This is a genomic window from Flavobacterium hercynium (genome assembly GCF_002217285.1).
In the GTDB taxonomy this organism is placed as follows: domain Bacteria; phylum Bacteroidota; class Bacteroidia; order Flavobacteriales; family Flavobacteriaceae; genus Flavobacterium; species Flavobacterium hercynium.
Map to the genome: position 1 here is coordinate 186,226 of NZ_MUGW01000025.1, position 19,679 is coordinate 205,904.

Here is a 19,679-nt window from a genome sequence, read left to right on the forward strand (position 1 = left end):
GATAACATTTTATAATTGATATATAAAAAAAATGTATTTTTGTCCAGTTAATAATATATAACGACCAATTGAATGAGCGAAAAGATAACGATATATGATATTGCTAAGAAACTAAATATCACCGCCGCTACAGTTTCCCGAGCATTGAATAACAATCCTAAGATTAAGGAAAGTACGCGTGAGTTGGTTCTTAAAACAGCAGCTTCAATGAACTATAAGCAAAACAAACTTGCTTTAGCATTAAAAAGCGGACGCAGTAATAACATAGGAGTAATTGTACCACGTATCGACAGCAACTTTTTTGCCTCTGTAATTCGTGGTATCGAAGAAGAACTCCAACCGCACGGTTATCAGGTTATTATTTGCCAGACTCACGAAGATCCGCAAAGAGAAAACGAAAACCTTTATACTTTAATAGATGCTCAGGTTGATGGCATCCTGATGTCCGTTACCGATGTTGCAGACGAAAATACAGGTGCATTTCATTATGTACTTGAGAAAAACGTCCCGCTTATCTTTTTTGACAGAAGCAAAGACATTAGCGGAGTAAGTTCTGTAACTATTAATGACTTCAAAGGTGGTTACATCGCTACCAAACATTTGATTGATGAAGGTTGCAGATGTATTGCGCATCTTTCCGGAGATCAATCACTTGCTATCTTTAAAAATCGTTTCTTAGGCTACAAACAAGCTTTGCTGGACAACGGAATGACTTTTAAAGAGGAATATGTAATTAATGTAAAGAGTGCTGTTGAAGCAGGAAAAGACGCCGTAGAAACATTACTGAAATTACCTATCGCACCGGATGCTATATTTTCATCAAGTGATTTTGCTGCATTGGGAGCTATTCAGGAATTGAAGGAAAGAAACATTAGCATTCCGAAACAGTTTTGTGTAGCAGGTTTTAGTAATGAACCGTTTACCAAATTTATGGAATTATCGATAACATCTGTTGATCAGTCACCACTTGAAATGGGTAAAATGTCTGCTCGTGTATTTTTAGAACAAGTTGATAAAACCGAAACTATTAAAATTGAAAAAAAGGTTGTCCTTGCACCGGAATTACACATTCGTAAATCATCGTCAAGAACTTCTTCTTAATATAATTTAAGCCGTTTTTTATAATCGGTTTATTTAATAATTTTTCTATCTTTTTGCCCCAAAAAAAAGTAGATCCAAACTGTCAGAGATGTATATTTTCTGGCAGTTTTTTTTATAGGTTTAAATTATGAAACGCGGATGACGCGGATTCGCTTCGCGAAAACACAGATTTACACGGATTTTTTCTTATCGCAATTGTTATTTTTTAGACATTCTTGTTTGCACCGTTTACTTGCGACGCCTCGTGCTATTCTCCCCAATTGTCATTTCGAGGAACGAGAAATCTTCGTTTGAAATTCGACAATTGACTATACTTTACGGAGTTACTTGCGAAGATTTCTCGTTCCTCGAAATGACAATAATGGGTGCAAATCCGTAGAAATCCGTGTTTTCGCGAAGCGAATCCACGTCATCAGCGTCTAAAATTAAGCGCAAAATAAATAAACAAAAAAAAAGACCTGCAAGGTTCTCAAAGCCTTGCAGGTCGTATGAAGTTATAATTTACTGTAAATTATTTTTGCTTAAAGCGAAACGCCTCTTTTCCAAGGAATAAAATCATTTTGGTTTAAGATTGCTGCTTTGGTTTTTATAGTTCCGCTGGCAACATCTATGATAAACTCCAGCATTTCATCTGCCATTTCATCAATTGATTTCTCTCCGGTAATGATTCCACCTGTATCGATATCAATAATGTCCGACATTTTTTTCGCTAATTCAGTATTCGATGAAATTTTTACCACAGGAGCAATTGGATTTCCTGTTGGCGTTCCTAAACCGGTTGTAAACAAGACCATATTCGCTCCTGAACCAACCATTGCAGTAGTACATTCCACATCGTTACCTGGTGTACAAAGCAGGTTTAATCCTGGTTTTGTAATGTATTCACCATAATCCGAAACACCAACAATTGGAGACGTTCCTCCTTTTTTGGCTGCTCCTGCAGATTTCATCGCATCTGTAATTAAACCATCTTTAATGTTACCCGGAGACGGATTCATATCAAATCCCGAACCGGCATCGACAACGGTTTTTTCGTACCATTTCATCAATTCCAAAAAACGCTTTCCACCTTCGTCTTCTACACAACGGTTTACCAGCTCCTGCTCTACACCACATAGCTCAGGGAACTCAGAAAGAATTGTTGTTCCTCCTAATGCAGCCAGTAAATCTGATGTTACACCTAATGTAGGGTTAGCAGATATTCCGGAGAATCCGTCTGAACCACCACATTCTAAACCAATTTTTAGTTTTGATAAAGGTGCTGGTGTTCTTTGCAGTTCGTTTGCTTTTTTAATTGCTTCAAAAGTATCTTTTACTACACTGCTCAACATCGTTTCAATTGTTCCGATTTGCTGTTGATCGTAAATCAGAACAGGCTTTTTACTATTCGGATTTATTTCGTCTAAAGCATCTTTAAAGATTTGAATTTGAAGATTTTGACAACCTAAACTCAAAACTGTAGCTCCGGCAACGTTTGGATTGTTTACATAACCTGCCAACAATTTAGCTAAGCTATGTGAATCCTGACGAATTCCACCACAACCACCCTGATGCGTAATAAACTTTACATCAATGTTATTAAACAAATTCGAATCGTTTGAAGCTGCTTCATTACCAACGCCACCGCTTTCTGATTTAACTAATGAACGAAGCAACAACTGATAATCGTTTTCTTTTGGTTTCATCAACTCCTTTTCGAAAATATCTTTCAGGATTTCGATGTTTCTGTTTTCACAAAAAACCAAAGGAAAAAACAACCATACATTTTCTGTTCCTACCTGCCCGTCTTCTCTGTGATAGCCCAGGAAAGTTCTGTCTTTCCATTTATCTATATTGGGTGAATCCCAACCGATTGTTTCTGTTTTTCCGGTTACTTTATCGCTTTCATGTTTTACATTTAAAGTCGATAGTAATCCGCCTTTTTCAATTCGTGCGCTGGCTTTTCCAACCAAAACACCATACATAATAATTCTATCTCCAACATTTAGCGGATTTAGAGCTATTTTATGTTTCATTTTTACATCAGACTCCACTGTGATAGTTTCTCCTTCAAAGTCGATTCTCTCTCCAGCTTGCAGATTTACTAAAGCCACCGCTACGTTATCAGTAGGATTGACTTTTATTAATTGTTTTTGCGTTGCCATAACTATACGAGTATGTGAGTTCTTTTATTTTATTTAATCTGTTTTTGAAAATTGATAAAGCCTTGCTCAATACCATTGGCATCAATTTCTTCTAAAGCAATTGCAATTGCAGCTGTTAATGATGGAATTGCTGTTAAATCTTCATCCCAAAAACTTTTATTCTGCAAAGTAAGTCGTGCTACTTCCTTGTAATCATCGGCCTTCCAAACTCCATCAAAAAAAGCTACTATATCTTCGCTGTCGTTTACCGGTAAACTTTCGCCTTTCCATGTTCCTTTGTAAAAACGAATTAAAGCTGCAAAAGCAAACGTTAAATGAACCGGTAATTTATGATGAATGTCTACATAACCCGTTAAACTTGGTAAAACACGCACTTTGAATTTAGAAATAGAATTCAATGCTATCGATGACAATAAATGTTTGATAAACGGATTTCTAAAACGATCTAAAATTTCTTCAGAGAAACTTTTTAATTCGTCAGCATCCATGTTTAGCGTTTCGTTTATTTCATCGAAAACAGCTTTGTTCACAAATTCTCCTGTAAATGAATTATCAACGGTTTCTTTAACGGTTTCATTTCCGTAAAGCAATGAAAAAGGAACCATTGCAGTATGCGCACCGTTCAGGATTCTCACTTTACGTGTACGATAAGGCTGCATGTCTTTTACAATTTTTACATCAAGACTTGTTTTCTCAAATGGTAATTTTGCTTTTAGCCTATCATCACCTTCGATTACCCAAAGGAAAAAGCTTTCTGCACTTACAATCAAATCGTCTTTGTAATCAAGCTTACTGTTGTATTCTTCGATCTGATCTCTTGGATATCCCGGTACAATTCTATCTACCAATGTATTATGAAAAGTACAGTCGTTGATTAACCACAATTTAAAATCAGATTCTAATTGCCAGTCTACAGCATATTTTAAAACAATTTCTTTTAAAGTATCTGAGTTATAATTAATTAATTCACATGGAATAATAGTCAGCGCTTTTGATTTATCACCTTTAAAATGCTTAAATCGTTCATGCAGAAGCACCGTTAGTTTTGCAGGAAAAGAAACAGGCGGCTGCATATCAGGACGATCCGATTGAATGTATTCGATACCTGCCTCAGTAGTATTAGAGATGATAAAAGCCAATTCTTCTTCTCTTGCCAATGCTAAAAAGTCCTGAAAAGATGCATACGGATCAACTGCTTTTACAATATTGGTAATCAATTCTTTTTCCTGAATTTCTTCACCTTTTTTAACGCCTTTCATGAATAATGTATACAGTCCGTCCTGATCATTAATCATTTTTACTAAACCTTTATCAATAGGCTGTACAACCGCAATTCCGGCATTAAAATCAGCATCCTGATTTAATTTCTGAAACGCATATTCTACAAAGGCTCTTAAGAAATTACCTTCTCCAAATTGTACTATTTTTATCGGAAGTTTGTTTGTCAACTCCACTTTTGATCTGTTTATTTTTTCCATTATAAATTCTTTAAAGCTTTATAAATAATCACATTTAATGACTTATCTCTTTTCGAAAATTACCTCCTCAAATTGTAAAAGAAACATTATACTTCATGATAAAATAAAAATTGCTGTGAGGAGTGACAATCTCTATTTCAAAGCATAATGTTCTATTACAACTTCTAAAACTCTAAAAAAAAACGCATCACAATAAGGGACCAGTATGAGCAACCCTTATTTATTTTTAATATTTTGAATAATCTCAAGTACCTGACTTACTTTGTTTTTTAAACCTTCGAAGTCGTTATTATCGATTATATCTTTCGAAATCAATTGTGAACCCAGCCCTACACAATGTGCTCCGGCTCCAAGCCATGAACTCAGACTTTCTACCGTTGGCAAAACACCTCCGGTTGGCATAATATTCGTCCACGGACAAGGTCCTTTTATTGCTTTTATAAATTCCGGTCCGTAGATATCACCTGGAAATAATTTTACAATTTCACAGCCTAATTCTTCTGCTCTTGCAATTTCTGTAAGCGAACCGCAACCTGGCGACCACAATACTTTACGACGATTGCAGGCAATTGCAATATCTTCTCTAAATACCGGAGTAACAATAAAGTTTGCTCCTAAACTCATATACAATGAAGCAGCAGCTGCATCTGTTACAGAACCAACTCCCAGTATCATTCCCGGTAATTCTGCTAAGGCGTATTTGTTTAAAGCTCCAAAAACTTCATGAGCAAAATCGCCTCTGCTGGTAAACTCCATCAATCGGGAACCTCCATCGTAGCAGGCTTTTAAAACTTTTTTGCTAATTTCAATATCAGAGTGAAAAAACAACGGCACCATACCATTTTCTTTCATTGTTAATGCTACTTCAATTCTTGAATATTTTGCCATATTTTTATCAATTATCTAGATACCAATCCCGAAGCATTGCCATCTAACATATTTTCTACTTCTTTTAATGTAACCAGATTATAATCCCCTGCAATGGTGTGTTTTAAACAACAAGCTGCTACAGCAAAATCTAATGCTTTCTGATTATTATTTTGATATTCCTGCAATCCGTAAATTAATCCGCCCATGAAAGCATCTCCGCTTCCTACGCGGTCAACAACGGGATTAACTTCTTTTATTGCTGCATGATAAACCGATTTTCCGTCGAATAAAATACCGCCAATTCTTTGATGAGAAGCACTTACGGAATAGCGTAATGTAGTCGCCACCGTTTTTAAATTCGGAATCATATCAAATAACTTTGTATATAAAACAGGAAGCGATTTTTCATCTTGATAATTTGGATTCACTTTTGGGATTCCCAACATAAAATACGCTGTGTCAATATCTCCTAAAATAACATTACAATATTGTAACATTTCGGGCATAACATCACTTGGCGTTTTACCATATTGCCATAATTTTGATCTGTAATTTAAGTCGCATGAAATGGTAATTCCAAATTTATGAGCTGCTTTAATAGCTTCTAAACAGGCCTCAGCTGCAGTTTCAGAAATTGCAGGTGTAATGCCACTCCAATGAAACCAGGTTGCATTTTCTAAAACTTTCTCCCAGTCAATAGTTCCTTTTTCAATAGTTGCCATTGAGCTGTGTGCACGATCATATACGACATTACTGCCACGTGCTCCTGCTCCTGTTTCCAGAAAATAAATTCCTAAACGCTCGCCTCCAAAAACAACATTTTTTGACTCGACGTTCATTTTTCGCATTTCTTTCAAAGCCGATGCTCCAATTTCATTTTCAGGCAATCTTGTTACAAACTCTGCATTTACTCCGTAATTAGCCAATGACACGCAAACATTAAATTCACCGCCACCGTAAGATGCGCCAAACGCTTTAGCCTGTGAAAAACGCAAATGACTTTCTGTCGAAAGGCGCAGCATTATTTCGCCGAATGCAACTACTTTACTCATACTTTTTATTGTTGAATCGTTTATTTGTTTATTTGTTAAATTTGTTGAATCGTTAAATCGTTAAATCGTTTATTTGGTAAATCGTTGAATCGATTATTTGTTGAATCGTTGAATTCGTTAATTTGCGGAATCGATGAATTTGTTGAATCCTTCAATCTTTAAATACTTCAATCATTAAATTTTTCAATCCAAAAAATCTAAAATTCCAACAATCTAAAAATCTAACAATCCAAAAAATCTAAAATTCTAAAACTTAAAATACTCTTTAGCATTGTTATATGAAATATCTGAAACTAATTTTCCAATCCATTCCATGTCGTTTGGTAACTCTCCGCGTTTGATTTCGTCTCCTAAAAGATTACACAAAATACGTCTGAAATATTCGTGTCTTGGGAAAGATAAAAAGCTTCTGGAGTCTGTTAGCATTCCAATGAAACAGCTAATTAATCCCATGTTTGACAGTGCATTTAATTGTTTGGTCATTCCGTCTTTTTGGTCTAAAAACCACCATCCTGAACCAAACTGTACTTTTCCTTTAACACTTCCGTCATTAAAGTTTCCAATCATGGTCGCCATAACTTCATTGTCAGCAGGATTCAGATTATAAATAATTGTTTTTGTCAATTTATCTTTGCTATCCAATGCATTTAAGAATGACGATAGTTTTTGTGCCTGCGGATAATCTCCGATAGAATCCCATCCGGTATCAGGGCCAAGAATTCTGTGCATTCTTGCATTATTGTTACGAAGCGCTCCAAGGTGAAATTGCTGTACCCATCCAAATTCATGGTACGTTTCTGAAAGGAATAACAATATAGCACTTTGAAATTTTAAAGCTTCTTCAGGAGATATAGGCTGATTTTCTCTTTTCTTTTTGAAAATTGAAGTTACCTCATTTTCGGTAAAATCTTCAAAATAAATCTGATCTAAACCGTGATCGCTTAATTTACAGCCGTTTGCTGCGAAAAATTCAATTCTGTTTTTTAGTGCGCTGCGTAAATCAGCATACGAATTGATTGCAATACCGGACACATCCCCCAATGTGTCCAGATATGCATTATAACCATCATTTGAAATCAAAATGGCTTTATCAGGTCTGAAAGCGGTACTTACTTTGGTTCCGAAAGGATTTTTAGCCAACTTTTGATGGTGTTCTAAAGTATCAATCGGATCTTCTGTTGTACAAACTACTTCAGCATTTACTTTTTTAAGGAGGTTTTGCGTGCTGAATGCTCCTGAATTTATTTTTTCAGAAGTTTCAATGTATATTTTTTCAGCAGATTTTTCATTTAGCAAATCATAAATATCAAAATAACGTGCTAGTTCTAAATGTGTCCAGTGGTACAACGGATTACGCATCGTATACGGAACCGTTTTCCCCCAGTTTAAGAACTTATCTTTATCAGAACCATTTCCGGTAATGAATTGCTCATTTACACCCAACGTACGCATTGCACGCCATTTGTAATGATCGCCATTAATCCAAACCTGCGTGATGTTATCAAAAATTTTATCTTCAGCAATAAACTGAGGATTCAAATGATTGTGATAATCAATAATTGGCTGATTTTTTGAATAAGTATGGTATAACTCTTCTGCGAATTTATTTTCAAGTAAAAAGTTATCGTTTATGAATGTTTGATTTGCGCTCATGTCTTTTTAATTTAATTAAGAGTTATTCTTCGTTAGACGGTTTACCAATGGTCGCTAAAATTCCACCATCTACATACAAAATATGCCCGTTAACAAAATCACTTGCTTTAGAAGATAAAAATATAGCAGCTCCGGCTAAATCACCCGGATCTCCCCATTTTGCAGCCGGAGTACGGCTAATAATAAAATCGTTAAACGGATGTCCGTCAACACGAATTGGTTTCGTTTGTTCTGTTGCAAAATACCCCGGACCAATACCATTGATCTGAACATTGTATTTTGCCCATTCTGTTGCCATATTTTTAGTCAGCATTTTCAAGCCTCCTTTAGCAGCAGCATACGCACCAACAGTATTACGTCCCAACTCGCTCATCATGGAGCAAATGTTGATTATTTTCCCTTGTCTTCTTTCGATCATTCCTTTTGCAACATGCTTCGAAACAATAAAAGGACTTACCAAATCGATATCGATTACTTCTTTAAAATCAGCAACTTCCATTTCGATTAACGGAATTCTTTTAATGATTCCCGCGTTGTTAATCAAAATAGCGATTGGTCCAACTTCATTTTCAATTTTCTGAACTGCTTCTTTTACTTCGCTTTCGTCTGTTACATTAAATTTGTAACCCACCGCTTGTATACCTTCGCTTTGCAATTCTTTTACTGCATCGTCAATTTTTTGCTGTGATGAGTTTCCGTTTACTACAATTGTAGCGCCCGCCTGACCCAATCCTTTTGCCATTGCCATTCCCAGTCCGTGTGTACTTCCTGTAATAAGGGCAACTTTTCCTTTTATATCAAATAAGTTCGTCATGATTCTTATCTTAAATCTGTTATTTTACAAACATCCATATCTCCGTAATCTAGATTTTCACCTGCCATTCCCCAAATAAAAGTATAATTACTTGTTCCTGAGCCTGAATGAATGGACCAAGGTGGAGAAATAACGGCCTGATGATTGTTCATCCAGATGTGTCTTGTTTCTTGTGGTTCTCCCATAAAATGACAAACAGCCTGATTCTCCGGTATGTCTAAATAAAAATAAACTTCCATTCTACGATCGTGAACGTGAGCCGGCATTGTGTTCCAAACGCTTCCTGGTCTTAGTTCCGTCATTCCCATTTGCAATTGACAAGTAGTTACAACACTACCAATAATCATTTGGTTTACCGTACGGTGATTCGCCGTTTCCATTGTTCCCAATTCTAATTTATTAGCTTCAGCCAAACTTACTTTTACTGTCGGATAACTCGTATGAGCGGGTGCTGAGTTGATGTAATACTTAGCCGGATTTTTGCTGTCGTCGCTTTTAAAGATTACTTCTTTATTTCCGCTTCCGATATAAAGCGCATCTTTAAATCCAAGTGCGTATGTTTTTCCTTCTACAATTACAGAACCGCTTCCACCCACATTAATGATTCCGATTTCTCTTCTTTCTAAAAAATAACTTGCTTTTAGCGGATCAATACTTTCAAGAACCAAATCCTGTACAGGAACTGCAGAACCTGCAATGTATCTGTCGTAATGGGAATACACCAATACAATTTCGTTTTCCTGCATTAGATCATCAATCAGGAATTCTTTTCTTAATTGTTGTGTATCATATTTTTTAACTGCCTCTGGGCTTGACGCGTATCTTGAGCTATATTTTGTCATAATTTCTATTTAATGTAATCGATTGCACAAAATTATATTTTTATCTTTAAATACCATAATTTAGTCTATTAAATTTTTGGTAATCTTATAAATCTGTTATCGGAGCGTATTTAGGAACCAGCGATTTCATTACTACCCAACCTGTCAGGTAACAAACTGCACAAATGGAGAAAATAATAAAGTAACCTGCTTCAATTCCTTGAAAACCTAAGAAATGCATGTTTGTTTCTTTAGTATAATCAAACAAAACTCCTGATCCTTTGTTGATTAAAGTCGAACCTATTCCACCCGCAAGACCACCAATTCCGGTAATCGTAGCGATTGCTTTTTTAGGAAACATATCTCCCACCGTTGTAAATATATTGGCTGACCATGATTGATGCGCCGCACCTGAAATTCCGATTATAATAATCGGTAACCAATAGCTAATATATCCTAAAGGTTGCGCGATTAGCGCTAATAACGGAAAGAATGCAAAAATCAACATGGCTTTCATTCTTCCTTCGTACGGATTCATTCCTTTTTTCTCTACAAAATAGGTTGGTAACCATCCTCCAATAATAGACAATAATGTAATCATATAAAGAACAAATAAAGGAAGGGCTGCTTCTGTAGAATCCATTCCGTAAACGGAGCTTAAATACGCCGGAGTCCAGAATAAAAAGAACCACCAAACACCATCTGTCATAAATTTACCAAAAGCAAAAGCCCACGTTTGTTTGTATCTAAAACAATCTACAAAAGAAACCTTTGTTGTTGTTTCCGGAACATAACCTGCTAATTTGCTGTCAGCAATATCATCTTGTTGAATATAAGCTAATTCTTCAGCACTAACTCTTTTGTGTTTCTCTGGTTTTTCATACATAAACACCCAGAATCCCATCCATACAAATCCAAGTGCACCAATAATAATAAACGCCATTTCCCAACCAAACGATTTTGCAATAAACGGAATTGATATTGGAGCTGCTAAAGCGCCTACTGTAGCACCTGCATTAAAAATACTGGTAGAAAAAGCTCTGTCTTTTTTAGGAAAATATTCTGCTGTCGTCTTGATCGCTGCAGGAAAGTTTCCGGCTTCTCCAATCGCCAAAATAAAGCGGGCAAAAATAAATAAGCTCACACTCACATTGATAACCATTCCGGTATCGTTTATTGTATTGATTATATCTCGTGATTCATGAAAACCAACAAACCAGTTACCTGTAATAATTCCTGATGTTGCAATACCACAAAATGCATGAAGACAGGCTCCAAATGACCAAATACCGATTGCCCATAAAAAACCTTTTTTGGTATCTAACCAATCTACAAATCTTCCTGCAAATAGTAATGAAACAGCATAAAAGATAGAAAATAAGGCTGTAATGTTTCCGTAGTCATTATTTGTCCAATGAAATTCCGGTGCGATGAAGTCGCTCCATGTTAAAGAAAGTACTTGTCTGTCCAGGTAATTGATGGTTGTTGCAAAAAACAACAAGGCACATATACTCCAACGATACTTTCCAGCAGATTTATTGGTTTGATTCATCGTAACTTCAGATTTGTTCATGGTAACGGTTATTATAAATTTATAATTTTTTGGAAATTCAACCCCATTCATTTTCTTCCTGTAGTATTCAATCATCAAAAGATTTGAAATGCAACAAAAATCAAATAATGTAATCGATTGCACAAATATAGTTTTAAATCTTTATATTCCAAATAAATTATATAAAAAATTATTTTAACTACTTAAATAAACATATCATATAAAAAATACAAACCAAAATTACATATTAAACAATATATTTGTTAAATGAGTAATATCGAAAAAGGTATGTTTTTTGATGTTAAAATGTACTAAAATCAGGCATTCGAAAACGTTTTCATCACTAAAAATGTAACTGAAATGAAAAGAGCATTTTTATTACATTTAAAATTACATTTACTCATTAAAAAAATCTATTTTTGAATTTCAGCCTACAAAAAATTACTAATTAATATCTATACCATTGAAAAACTTCAACAAACTAACTACCGAAAAAGCATTACTAATTCTGATTTTATTTATGGGAGTTATTACACAATCTAACGCACAAAATCAAACGATACCTTTATGGAGTAAAATTCCGGATGAAATAAAAGCTACTGATTACAAAGAGAATGAAGACATTAAAGATGGAAAACTACAAAGCACGAGTAAAGTCAGCGTACCAACTTTAAGCATCTTTTTACCTGCTAAACCAAAACCCAATCAAGCTGCTGTAGTTATTTGTCCGGGAGGTGGTTACATGCATCTTGCTTTTGATAAAGAAGGTACTAAAGTAGCACAATGGCTTAATAGTTTAGGAATTGCAGCTTTTGTTTTAAAATACAGATTACCAAGTGATTTGATTATGAAAAACAAAAACATTGGCCCTTTGCAGGATGCACAGGAATCTATTCGTTATGTACGTGAGAATGCTGCAAAATACAGTATCGATCCTAACAAAATTGGAGTTATGGGTTTCTCTGCAGGAGGACATCTGGCAGCGACTTTATCTACTCATTATGACGATAAGGTTTATGAAAGCACCTATAAAGTAAGTGCACGCCCTGATTTTTCACTTTTACTATATCCGGTAATTTCGATGCAGAATAGTATAACACACAAAGGATCTCAAACCAATTTATTAGGAAACAATCCTTCTGAAACTTTACTTAATGAATTTTCCAACGAGAAAAAAGTTACTGCACAAACACCTCCGACATTTTTAGTACATGCTACAGATGATGGCGCTGTGGTGGTTGAAAATAGTATTGAATACTATTTAGCGCTTAAAAAAAATAATGTTGCAGCAGAATTACATGTCTACGAAAAAGGCGGTCACGGTTTTGGTCTGGGTGTAAAAGACACGAGTAAATTCTGGACAAGAGACTGCGAAGAATGGCTTAAAAATCACGGTTATAAAAACTAAAAGAGACTCTAAATAAAAAAGGCAAAACTCATAAAGTTTTGCCTTTTTCTAATCAAAAAAAAAAAAAAAAAACAAGATCGAAAAAAATCTTAATTCTTAAACCGCTAATTCCTTCTCTGTTATTTGTTTTGGCTTAGGTACTGTTTTTCCCGTTGCCTGAGGTTTAGCTGTTGATTTTTTGCCAAATTTCTGTTTCCCCCACCAAATCAAAAATCCGGTAATAGGCAAACTAGCCGAAATCAAGCTGGCAAAAAATGCTATAAATTTTCCTGTAAGTCCAAGTACGCTTCCTACGTGAATATCGTAATTCATTCTGCGTATTTTATCCGGTACATTGGCATCAGCATATTTTCCTGAAAATGGTGTTTTGATCGAGATTTCTTTCAGCGTTTGCTGATCGAAACTGTAGCGATCCATATTGTAATACGTGTTCTTTTTCTTGTATACAAAAGCTCCAATTGCGCCAGAAGGTTTTTCCGGTATACTTACCATTATTCCTGCTGCCTGCGGGTTTTCTTTCGAAAGATTCAGTAAAACTTTATCTACTGTAGTTACATTAAAGGTTTTAATGTTTGTAGTATCCGATTTTGGAGCTTCTCTATTATCTGATAATGGTGTTCCACCTGAAGTAACCCAGTATAACGATTTGCTAAACCAGCCAAAACTCCACACTAAACCCGTTAAAGAAATTATCAAAAGGAAAATCATACTATAAAATCCAAGTACATTGTGCATATCATAATTAACACGCTTGAAAGTAGCAGACCATTTGATTTTAAAACTCTTATCGCGAATTGATTTAATCCATTTGGTTGGCCACCATAACACTAATCCAGAAAGCAATAAAAACACAAAAATTAAAACGGCAACTCCCACGATTGGACGACCAATATCATAAGGAAGCCATAAAGCACGATGTCCGTTTAGGATAAACCTAAAAAAGTCCGGAGAATCTGTCCTGGAAACTGACTTTACATGTAATACTTCTCCCGTATAAGGATTCATGTAAACGCTCGTAAAGATTCCGCTTCTTCTCTTTTTACCTTTATCTTCTTTGCCTTTTTCTTTACCTAATTGTTTTCCAGGTTCTTTTCCTTTCTCTGTACTTTTTTCAGTAGCCGAAACTCTTTTACTTCCATTATCGTTGTCTTTTCCCTTGTCTCTGTCTTTTACTTTTTCTCTACCTTCTCCTTCTTTTTTCTGGATAAAGTATCCTACAATGGCGGCTTCGTCTTTACCTCCAAGCGTTACGCTTGTGGCGTGTTTACCATTCATCTTTTTATCTGCAATGGCAACCATTTGAGAAGGAAGCAAAAAGGCTTTTTCCTGCGGTTCGACAAAACGCCAGTCTTCTATAAAATCATTAATTTCAGCCTGAAAAACATAAATACAGCCTGTAAGACTTACGATTACCACAATAATTCCGGAAGCCAATCCGAGCCATAGATGCAACCAGGCCATAACGCGCTTAAAAAGCGATTTCTTGCTTTTTTTCTTATTTGGATTTTTAGATGAAAAAGAAAACATATATAAAAGGAGTGTAAAAAGATAAATAAAAAAACCGCAAGCCCCGAAGGACTTACGGTTCCAAAAAACAATTTAGTATTTTAATTTAGCGATTGCAGTAATCTGACCACCTTCAACTTTCATACCTCTTGTAGCAACTGCTGTTGTACCATTGATCGTATAAATCCAGTTTCCTTCCGGTGTGTTGATACCTACTATAGCTGAATTACCATCTTCTGTAGTAATATTATAACGCGTTGTAGCAGAAGTTAATGTTGCGGGAACATTTGTTACCCATGTAAAAGTTTGATTGTAAACATCGGCTACAGCCATTTTAACTGCTCCACTGTTTGCTCCAACGTTTCCGTACATTAACAATAAAAATTTACCGTTTGAGATATAACTTGTAGAAGAGATTTTATATCCTCCTGATTTTTCTTCAACATTAAAGAAGTATGACTGATCAAACTCAGTAGTTCCTTTTTTAATTTTAACAATAGCAGATGGTTTTTTAGAAGCTAAAACAGCATTACTTGTAGCAATTGCACCAGAGAAACCGTAAGCATCTCCTTTTTCATCCTGAAACAATCCGTTTGTAAAGTAAGCACCTAAGTAACTTGTACGGTTATCTTTGATTACTTTTTCTAATTTAAGTTCTGGATAATTATATACCGCAACCCAAGTACTGTCTGGATTTACAGTTCCAAAGTTATCTACTCCGTCACCTTTAATACTCATATAAGGCATGAATACTTTTTCACCAACTTGTGTAGCCCATGTAAAGAAAGCTCTTTCTCCGTTTCCGGCAAGAATCTTTGTATCTTGTTGTGCTTCTCCTGTAATGATTGATTGTTCAGCGTCAATTTTGTACATTGAAGCAATAGAGGCAGCACCACTTCTTGGTACTTTAATCGTTAAGATATCTTTGTTGATATGTGCAAAAACGTGTACCGTTTCTGCCTGGAAGTCAGATTTTTTAACCAATTTACCTGTAGCATCTAAATTATAAGTTGTTACAGCTCCCGGATTTCCTTGTCCGTAAAGTAAACTGAAAAAGTTGTTTTCAGCCGTAATGTAGTAACGGTACGTTCCATCTTGTTCTACACCGTTTCCAATTGTGGTAATCGATCCTGTAGAAACATCATCAGCAGTTAGTAAATAATCTGCAACTCCTGTAGCTCCTGTTGTAGCCGTAATGATATATTTTGTTTTTGATGTAACTCCTCCTCCTGTTTCCTCTCCTGGATTATCAGAATCGCTGCTGCAAGAGAATGTTGTAAAAGCTATTAAAGCCAATAATGAAGCTAATTTGCTATTTCTTTTCATGTTTATTATAGTTTGAATTATTAAAATTATTTAGTGGATTTAGAGAAAAAGTATCTAAATTTTATGTTGAATGCTCTACTTGGTTTTTGCAGTGAAAAATTATCATAAAGCTTATTATCCAATACATTTTTACATTCTAAAGCGATATTGTATTTACCATTTGCAAAAGTGTAAACCGCATTTAAATCATGGTTAAACTGCTCCGGAATATCCAGCTTGTCTGATCCTCCCATACTTGGCCAATACAAATAGTAAGCGTGTACATATAAAAGATTGTAACCAAGAGCAAGGTTATTTCCTTTGCGTCCAAAATCATTAAAAATGTAACTTGCATCTGCATTACCAAACATATAAGGCATGTTGGGAATACGATCTTTGTAAACGGGAGATACATAATCCTGATTCGGTTCATATTCCGTCATATTTCGGATATTCTGATATGTGGCATTAATACCGGCTGTAAATTTATTGCGGTACGAATAGCGAATCTCACCGTCGATTCCGTGATTGGTTACTCTTCCCTGATTGACATTGGTTGTCATTGTCTGATTGTTGTTTAGCGTTGGGCGAATAAAATCAGTCGCATCACGATACAAAACGTTCATATCAAAAGTCAAAGCGTTTACTTTATTAAAACTTGTCTGATATGAAAAACCAAGATTAAAATTGTTGCTGGTTTCAGGTCTTAAATCAAGATTTCCTTCTAAGTTTTCATTTACATTTCCAAAAACTTCATTGATAGAAGGCAAACGATAACTTTTTTCAAAAGTTCCTTTTAGTTGAAGATTTGGTCTTAGGTAATAGCTTGAACCTCCACCAAATCCGTATGATGATGTTTTATCTTCGTATTGTTGATAGGCAACATCACCCACATTTCCACTTGGATTATAACTTCTGGAATAGATGTTTTTTAGAAAGTAACTTTTTCCAAATACTGATGTACTCCACTTTTCATTGTAGTCAAATTTGTAACCTACTCCTAAAATATTTTTCTGGATTTTTTTAGGTTGCTGGTATACTAATGATTCCGGTACTAACTCATCACTTTCTTTACGATCAGAAGAACTAAATGTATTGTTTACTGTAAAAGAGTGTCTGTCGTTTAAAGTATACATAATGTTGGTAGTCGAGATTCCGTTGTTGTTTTTAAATTTTCGCAACGTACGGCTACGCTCTGAACCATCACCTGGATATTCTTTATAATCCCCAAACCAATTGTATCTTCTAAAAACAGTATCGATATTTTGCTCCTGACCAAAGTTGTAATTCGCCGTTAAGTTAACATTCAGACCTTTTGTGAATAAATCTCTAACCTGATATTTTACCGTTGGCATCAAAGTATTTCCTCTTTGTTGCATTTTACCAAAAACACTTTTCATTCTGGCTCCTGTTTGAATATCAGCTTTGTTTTCGCCCACTGTTACCCCAAACAATAATTTATCAGCATATTTTTTACCTGTAACCCCAATGTTAAAAATCACCGTTTCATTTTTATACTGATCGTGAAATTTTCTAACACGTTGATTAGGAAAGTAAGCACCTGTATTTAAGTCGGCTATGTCTACATTTACCCAATAATTATTATCCGAATAATTCTGGAAAGCATTGATTTCTGTAGTGAAACCACTTTTTGCTGTATATCCTGCGTTTAATGTAGAGCGATGTGTATTGAATGATCCAAAAGAATAGGAAGCATCAAGATACGTACGTGGTTTGCTGCTTGTTACAATATTCACAGCACCTCCTAAAGCATCTCCACCTAACCAGATTGGTACAACTCCTTTATAAACCTCTACTCTTTCGGCAAGGTTTATCGGAATATTATTCATTTGAAACGAAGAACCAAAGTTTTCCATCGGAACTCCATCAATAAAAATTTTAACCTGATTTCCTGTAAAACCATTAATAGAAAGTTCTGAACGTGAACCTACTCCTCCTGATTCACGAACACGAACCCCTGAAACTCTGTCTAAAGCATGTGCTAAATCTAAAGTTGAATTGTGAAGTTTTTTAGCGTCAATCGCCGTTACGTTATACGCTTGTTTGTTTACTTTTTCAACCTGAGAACGTCCCAGTACTGTAACACTTTCCAATTCGTTTAATTCGTTTGATAATTTAACTGAAACTGTAACATCTTTTTCTGCTACAACAACCTGTTTTTTTTGAGTTGAAAATCCAACTGCGGTAATTACGATATTGTATTTTCCTGCGGGAATATTTTTGAAAGTGAAGTTTCCATTTTCATCAGAAATTAAACTAAAATCTGTTTTTTCGATGATAAGCGTTGCAAATGGAATGGATTGACCAGAATTTTCCACCACTTGTCCACTAACCGTTAAGCCTTGATTTTGCTGGGAAAATGATAAGAACGTAAATAGAAAAAATATACTTGAAAATAAAAATTTGTGAGTTGTCATATCTTTAATTAGACTAATTATAAATAACTTTGCCGCAAAAGTACCATCAACTTCTCCAAAAAAGTTAGGTAAAAACGGATTATTATTTTGTAAAAACGGATTAAATTTTGAAAATCAAATCGAAAATTTCAGCTCATAAAAACCCCATTATAACATTAGAGGTTGAAGATCAATACGATCCAAAAAGTATATTAACAGAAAAGAAAATTTATATAAAAAATGAATCTCATGAAGAAATTGTAAGTAATCAATTACATACCAGCGGAATGATTATTGTTGATGCTCAAATGCATTTTGATACCCCGCAAGTATTAGAATTTGAAATCGAAAAGGAATCTATTGTAATGAATTTTATTCTTTGCAACAATGTAGAAACGCATATTGAGCAATTTGAAAGTGAAAAATTTTCAACAGAAAACACGCATAACATTCTCTATGCCAATAATTTTAATGGTACTTTTCAAATTCCGGCATTTGAGCCTGTCAATTATTTATCCTTTATTTTATCGCTTGATTTCTATCTTCAATTGATTAACAAAAATTGGAAACTGCATCAAAAATTTTCTAAAAACATTCTGGCAAAAAAATCGACTTATTTTAGTACGCATTACATCCCCTTCTCTTCTGGTGTACAATGGATTATTCATGAAATTAAAAACTGTACTTTACAGGAAGATCTCAAAAGAATGTACATCGAAACTAAGATAAAAGAGCTTTTAATTCTACAGCTTGAAGCTCTTACGCACAAGCCCACGCCAATAGAACAAATTGATGAAGAAGATTTAAAAAAATTACAGGAAGCTAAAGTAATTCTCGATGTAAATTATGCAAAATCGCCTTCGTTACCAGAACTGTCCAGAATGATTTCGCTTAACGAATTTAAACTCAAAAAAGGGTTTAAAGCTTGTTTTAACACGACTGTGAAAAGTTATGTCATTAAACTTCGAATGGAACACGCTAAAGAATTATTCAAAAATAAAGCTGCAACAGTAAGTGAAGTTGCCTACAAATGTGGCTACAAAGATGTCTCTCATTTTTCGGCAGCTTTTAAAAGTTTCTATGGTTTTTCGCCTCAAAAATTCAAAATGAATTGGGAATCTGTTTAGATTTAATTGAAGTAAGTTTCAAACTTAAAACTGAAAAAAGATCGGTAGATTTGGTTAACTGAATAACCAAATCTACAATCCAAATAAAATATAGACGTATCGCATTTCTACAAGCTACTTATATTCAGATGAATATGTCAAATTTTATTTATTAACTAAATTGCTTTTTTCCAAAAAAACATTTGATAGCAGAAGTCTAAAAATATCTAAAAAAACGAAAACAGTACTAAAACGTGACTTCTGCGGCGCAAAGCTACATCGTAGTTTATACAAAAGCTTACGGTTTTCCTCATTTCCCTTATTTTTTTTAGACTTGCTTAGACTTGCTTAGATCTTTAGATTGTTAGACTGCTTAATTTTTAGATAGTTAGATTATTAGAATGTTAGATATTACGATTCTGAGACTAACTGAATAATCTTTTAATCTTTTA

General features: G+C 34.8%; 14 protein-coding genes. 3 read left to right on the top strand and 11 right to left on the bottom strand.

What is annotated here, in order from left to right:
- Window positions 1–72: 72 nt before the first annotated feature.
- Entirely contained in the window at window positions 73–1,101 is a 1,029-nt protein-coding gene (locus B0A66_RS12995) for a LacI family DNA-binding transcriptional regulator (RefSeq protein ID WP_089050272.1), read from the top strand.
- 521 nt (window positions 1,102–1,622) lie between these two features.
- Here the strand turns inward: B0A66_RS12995 and B0A66_RS13000 are convergent.
- From B0A66_RS13000 to B0A66_RS13035, 8 genes are all read right to left on the bottom strand, one after another.
- Window positions 1,623–3,245, bottom strand: coding sequence for a UxaA family hydrolase (locus tag B0A66_RS13000; RefSeq protein WP_089050273.1), 1,623 nt, complete (start codon window positions 3,243–3,245; stop codon window positions 1,623–1,625).
- A gap of 29 nt (window positions 3,246–3,274) precedes the next feature.
- Entirely contained in the window at window positions 3,275–4,723 is a 1,449-nt protein-coding gene (locus tag B0A66_RS13005; protein WP_089050274.1) for a tagaturonate reductase, read from the bottom strand.
- Between the two features lie 216 nt (window positions 4,724–4,939).
- Entirely contained in the window at window positions 4,940–5,611 is a 672-nt protein-coding gene (locus B0A66_RS13010; RefSeq protein WP_089050275.1) for a bifunctional 4-hydroxy-2-oxoglutarate aldolase/2-dehydro-3-deoxy-phosphogluconate aldolase, read from the bottom strand.
- 11 nt (window positions 5,612–5,622) lie between these two features.
- A complete protein-coding gene (locus tag B0A66_RS13015) occupies window positions 5,623–6,645 on the bottom strand; it encodes a sugar kinase (protein ID WP_089050276.1) in 1,023 nt (340 codons plus the stop codon).
- A gap of 246 nt (window positions 6,646–6,891) precedes the next feature.
- A complete protein-coding gene (uxaC, locus tag B0A66_RS13020; protein WP_089050277.1) occupies window positions 6,892–8,298 on the bottom strand; it encodes a glucuronate isomerase in 1,407 nt (468 codons plus the stop codon).
- A gap of 22 nt (window positions 8,299–8,320) precedes the next feature.
- Window positions 8,321–9,112: a gluconate 5-dehydrogenase gene (locus B0A66_RS13025; protein WP_089050278.1), complete on the bottom strand. Its 792-nt coding sequence runs from the start codon at window positions 9,110–9,112 to the stop codon at window positions 8,321–8,323.
- A 5-nt stretch (window positions 9,113–9,117) separates the two neighbouring features.
- Entirely contained in the window at window positions 9,118–9,954 is an 837-nt protein-coding gene (gene kduI, locus B0A66_RS13030; RefSeq protein WP_089050279.1) for a 5-dehydro-4-deoxy-D-glucuronate isomerase, read from the bottom strand.
- A gap of 85 nt (window positions 9,955–10,039) precedes the next feature.
- Window positions 10,040–11,506 (bottom strand): MFS transporter, encoded by a 1,467-nt coding sequence (locus tag B0A66_RS13035; protein ID WP_089050292.1) that lies wholly within the window; start codon window positions 11,504–11,506, stop codon window positions 10,040–10,042.
- A gap of 442 nt (window positions 11,507–11,948) precedes the next feature.
- Between B0A66_RS13035 and B0A66_RS13040 the strand changes: the two genes are divergently transcribed.
- Window positions 11,949–12,893, top strand: coding sequence for an alpha/beta hydrolase (locus tag B0A66_RS13040; protein ID WP_244283472.1), 945 nt, complete (start codon window positions 11,949–11,951; stop codon window positions 12,891–12,893).
- 96 nt (window positions 12,894–12,989) lie between these two features.
- On the opposite strand, the gene B0A66_RS13045 is transcribed toward B0A66_RS13040, so the two are convergent.
- The 3 genes from B0A66_RS13045 to B0A66_RS13055 all read right to left on the bottom strand — a co-directional run bounded on the left by B0A66_RS13045 (window position 12,990) and on the right by B0A66_RS13055 (window position 18,142).
- Window positions 12,990–14,354: a PepSY-associated TM helix domain-containing protein gene (locus B0A66_RS13045; protein WP_244283474.1), complete on the bottom strand. Its 1,365-nt coding sequence runs from the start codon at window positions 14,352–14,354 to the stop codon at window positions 12,990–12,992.
- A 138-nt stretch (window positions 14,355–14,492) separates the two neighbouring features.
- Window positions 14,493–15,725, bottom strand: a complete 1,233-nt coding sequence (locus B0A66_RS13050) for a DUF4374 domain-containing protein (RefSeq protein WP_089050282.1) — start codon at window positions 15,723–15,725, stop codon at window positions 14,493–14,495.
- Window positions 15,726–15,751: 26 nt separating this feature from the next.
- The gene (locus B0A66_RS13055; RefSeq protein ID WP_089050283.1) at window positions 15,752–18,142 is read right to left on the bottom strand and encodes a TonB-dependent receptor; all 2,391 of its coding nucleotides are present in this window, start codon (window positions 18,140–18,142) and stop codon (window positions 15,752–15,754) included.
- A gap of 107 nt (window positions 18,143–18,249) precedes the next feature.
- Between B0A66_RS13055 and B0A66_RS13060 the strand changes: the two genes are divergently transcribed.
- A complete protein-coding gene (locus B0A66_RS13060) occupies window positions 18,250–19,248 on the top strand; it encodes a helix-turn-helix domain-containing protein (RefSeq protein ID WP_089050284.1) in 999 nt (332 codons plus the stop codon).
- The last annotated feature ends 431 nt before the right edge of the window (window positions 19,249–19,679 follow it).

What these genes read in the sequence shown, in the direction of transcription:
- B0A66_RS12995 (WP_089050272.1), top strand. Translation starts at nt 73, where the DNA reads ATGAGCGAAAAGATAACGATATATGATATTGCTAAGAAACTAAATATC.
- B0A66_RS13000 (WP_089050273.1), bottom strand. Translation starts at nt 3,245, where the DNA reads ATGGCAACGCAAAAACAATTAATAAAAGTCAATCCTACTGATAACGTA.
- B0A66_RS13005 (WP_089050274.1), bottom strand. Translation starts at nt 4,723, where the DNA reads ATGGAAAAAATAAACAGATCAAAAGTGGAGTTGACAAACAAACTTCCG.
- B0A66_RS13010 (WP_089050275.1), bottom strand. Translation starts at nt 5,611, where the DNA reads ATGGCAAAATATTCAAGAATTGAAGTAGCATTAACAATGAAAGAAAAT.
- B0A66_RS13015 (WP_089050276.1), bottom strand. Translation starts at nt 6,645, where the DNA reads ATGAGTAAAGTAGTTGCATTCGGCGAAATAATGCTGCGCCTTTCGACA.
- uxaC (WP_089050277.1), bottom strand. Translation starts at nt 8,298, where the DNA reads ATGAGCGCAAATCAAACATTCATAAACGATAACTTTTTACTTGAAAAT.
- B0A66_RS13025 (WP_089050278.1), bottom strand. Translation starts at nt 9,112, where the DNA reads ATGACGAACTTATTTGATATAAAAGGAAAAGTTGCCCTTATTACAGGA.
- kduI (WP_089050279.1), bottom strand. Translation starts at nt 9,954, where the DNA reads ATGACAAAATATAGCTCAAGATACGCGTCAAGCCCAGAGGCAGTTAAA.
- B0A66_RS13035 (WP_089050292.1), bottom strand. Translation starts at nt 11,506, where the DNA reads ATGAACAAATCTGAAGTTACGATGAATCAAACCAATAAATCTGCTGGA.
- B0A66_RS13045 (WP_244283474.1), bottom strand. Translation starts at nt 14,354, where the DNA reads ATGGCCTGGTTGCATCTATGGCTCGGATTGGCTTCCGGAATTATTGTG.
- B0A66_RS13050 (WP_089050282.1), bottom strand. Translation starts at nt 15,725, where the DNA reads ATGAAAAGAAATAGCAAATTAGCTTCATTATTGGCTTTAATAGCTTTT.
- B0A66_RS13055 (WP_089050283.1), bottom strand. Translation starts at nt 18,142, where the DNA reads ATGACAACTCACAAATTTTTATTTTCAAGTATATTTTTTCTATTTACG.